Raw genomic sequence first — 2634 nt, 5'->3', positions numbered from 1 at the left:
TTCCTTCAGGTTGGGGTGCGGTATGACCTTGCCCCACTTCTTTGCCACTAGCCTTCGTCGGCACTTGGCCTCGGCCAGGGAGCCCTCAGCGCTGGAGATGTCCATCTCCCACCAGGTGACAGCCTTGCCGTCCGTGTCTGCCCCCTCTTCTGCTCGGAGGAACCCAACGATGTCTGGGATATCCGGGATGCTCTTACGGAGCTGACCTAGGAGCCGGGGGGTGATGGGGTTCATCTCCTTGTCTGATTGGCAGGCCCAGGCTGTGACCAGCCCTCGCTCGATGGTCTGCTCGTGCAGGTACTCCAGGTCAGCTCGCATGTAGTTGAGCAGCTGATCGAAGTGCTCGAAGTTCCGCCCTCTTGCTTTGAGGGCAGATCGGTTGAGGGGGAGCAGCTCTTCTTCCATCTTGGACTGGATACGTGTGATCGTGTCTAGGCAGAACGACCTGAATCTGCGAGTCCTGACGTCCTCTCGGATGATCCGCATACCCAACTGGTAGTCAGCGTAGGTACGGGCATCGATGACGACGGAGGTCTTGGGGGTGAGCAGGGCTGGGTCCTCGTTGGCGTCCACGAAGTCGTCCCACTTGAGGACTTCTACGTCTGCCTCGAACTCGTCATCGCCTGCTTCAGCGTCCACGATGAGGCGGGGGCCTGGCGTGGTGTGGAGCAGGGTGGATTTGCCGCCACCGGGGCGGGCATGGATGAGGAACGAGGTTCCACGGCGGGGCTTAGTCACGAGAAGCCCCTTTGGCCAGGTGCCTCACCCGGTACTCGTTAGCGATTTTGATGGCGTGTCCCTCATCCGCAGCCCAGATGTGCCCCCGGACAGCGTCCAGCACACCCTTACCCCGGTACGCAGGGGCGGTAGAACGCTTCCACCAAGTACACCCGTCTTGCGCCGTGTACGTGGCTGGTTCTGCGTCTATGCTCACCCGCTCTACGTGGCCTTTAGAGTCCATGAGTACGTCGTAGAGGTGCATACCCGCCTCCAACTCCTCAACCAGGGGGTCCATGTCCTGCTCTACTATGTCGAACACACTCCAGTTGCCTGTGAGGGCAGAAGCGACGAGTTCAGCCTTTGCTTTGGTGGAGTAGACACCGTGCACGGTGTAGTCGGAGTAGCTACCGCTCTCTAGTGTCCATACCTTCTGCCGCTCAGTCATCGTAGAGCTCCTCGTAGCTGCCTCCGAAGTGCTGGTTGGCCAGCTCCTTCCACCGCACAGGTGAGCCGCTGCTCATGGCATCGCACAACGGAAGCACACCGCACTTGAACTGGGTGCAGAGGGGGCCCTCGTTGTAGGGGATCAAGCGGGGGTCGTAACTGGTGTCAGCGATCATGTTCTCTATACGGACGATTGTGTCCTCCATGAATCGGGTGAACTGCCGTAGAGACTGCGCCCCGATGGTGATCGGAACCCTCCGGTAGAACGGAGGGGTGGCCCTGGCTGTCTGGAGGGAACGGGCTATCAGGTTCTGGTACCCGTAGGTCGGCATCCGACCGTGGTTCTTCCAGTACAGCCAGGCGTAGGCGGTGAGTTGGAAGTCGTGTGCTCGGGGGCCACCCTTCTTGAGGGACGACACGGTCTTGGTGTCACCGATCCCGATCTCACTAGTGATGGTGTCTTGTTCGACGTGGTCAGGTTGGCCCGTGACCCTGATGGTGTGGTACGGGGAGGTGGTGCCGGCGTAGGTGGCCTCAAAGTCCCAGGTCATCCGCTCCTCTACGGCCAGAACCTTCTTGCCTACGTCGTGGCCCTCACGCTGTACCCACGGGACGTAGCCAGTGGCCATGGCAGTGGCGTAGCGAACAGCCTCGGCCCAAGACTCTGTAGCTAGGTTGTCGCTCAGTTCCTCAGCCTTGGCTTCAATAAACCCTTGAGCCGCCCCTCGTAGGACCATGGGGTCCCAGTTAGGTGGCAAGTCCCCTCGGTAGTACGCTTCGGTGACGGCGTGGACCATGGTCCCTTCGTCCCGTCGGTTGGCCTCCCTGGTCTGGACAACCACCTCTTCGTTCAGTTCCTCTGGGTGGGCCGGGTCGAACGTGCGGTAGTTCGATACCTCGAGCTGGTCGGTCTTGTCACCACCTGGCCGGAGCCCTTGCAATGTCTGAAGCCAGAACTTGCGGGGGCAATCGAGCCAGGTGCGGATGTCGCTCACTCGGAGGAGCAGGACTCCGTCTTCTTGCGGGGTCAGGTCAGCGACCACTACTACTCCTCCCCCACGTACTTGCAATTGCGGACGTCATATTCCCCCAGGTCACCCTTGATACTCCAGCCCTGGAGGTAGCCCTCTATGTCCTCCGTGTGACCCTCCTCGGGGTTCCCGTAGCTGTTTGGTATCTCTATCAGCACTTCAAAGCGGTGTCCGCTCATGTCATGGTTGTCCTTTCAACAGGCCCTTGAGTCGTTTTTTATCAAGGGTCATCTCTTCCTGGATGTTGATCTTCCCGGCCAGCGAAGCCAGGTCTGTCTCGTCGACAGTGCCCTCAGACACCAGGATCTGGCACTGAGGTGGACGTGTCTGACCCCAACGGTCGACACGCTTCATCACTTGCTGGTTGGCTGACGGTCGGCGACTAGGCCGGGCCAACACCACCAGATCAGCGGCGGTCAATGTGATGCTGTCACCCCCG

At 60.2% G+C, this 2634-nt stretch carries 5 protein-coding genes; all 5 read right to left on the bottom strand.

Annotated features, from left to right (window positions below; translation table 11 throughout):
• A partial coding sequence (locus GY937_25270) for an AAA family ATPase (GenBank protein ID MCP5060027.1) occupies nucleotides 1-738 on the bottom strand: 738 nt, incomplete at its 3' end.
• Nucleotides 731-1165: a hypothetical protein gene (locus GY937_25265; protein MCP5060026.1), complete on the bottom strand. Its 435-nt coding sequence runs from the start codon at nucleotides 1163-1165 to the stop codon at nucleotides 731-733. The genes GY937_25265 and GY937_25270, both read right to left, overlap by 8 nt.
• Nucleotides 1158-2159 carry a PD-(D/E)XK nuclease family protein gene (locus GY937_25260; GenBank protein ID MCP5060025.1) on the bottom strand — a complete coding sequence of 334 codons (1002 nt, stop codon included), beginning with the start codon at nucleotides 2157-2159 and terminating at the stop codon, nucleotides 1158-1160. Before GY937_25260 ends, GY937_25265 begins: the two co-directional genes overlap by 8 nt.
• Nucleotides 2160-2209: 50 nt before the next feature.
• Nucleotides 2210-2374 (bottom strand): hypothetical protein, encoded by a 165-nt coding sequence (locus tag GY937_25255; GenBank protein ID MCP5060024.1) that lies wholly within the window; start codon nucleotides 2372-2374, stop codon nucleotides 2210-2212.
• Nucleotide 2375: 1 nt separating this feature from the next.
• Nucleotides 2376-2549 carry a hypothetical protein gene (locus GY937_25250; protein ID MCP5060023.1) on the bottom strand — a complete coding sequence of 58 codons (174 nt, stop codon included), beginning with the start codon at nucleotides 2547-2549 and terminating at the stop codon, nucleotides 2376-2378.
• Nucleotides 2550-2634: the final 85 nt, after the last annotated feature.

This window comes from bacterium (genome assembly GCA_024228115.1).
Lineage (GTDB): Bacteria > Myxococcota_A > UBA9160 > UBA9160 > UBA6930.
Note: the sequence above shows the minus strand (reverse complement) of the source record. Positions and strands in the feature narration are given on the sequence as shown.

Bases quoted from the DNA above. Each gene is read 5' to 3' on its own strand.
- GY937_25265 (MCP5060026.1), bottom strand. From the start codon at position 1,165: ATGACTGAGCGGCAGAAGGTATGGACACTAGAGAGCGGTAGCTACTCC.
- GY937_25255 (MCP5060024.1), bottom strand. From the start codon at position 2,374: ATGAGCGGACACCGCTTTGAAGTGCTGATAGAGATACCAAACAGCTAC.
- GY937_25250 (MCP5060023.1), bottom strand. From the start codon at position 2,549: ATGAAGCGTGTCGACCGTTGGGGTCAGACACGTCCACCTCAGTGCCAG.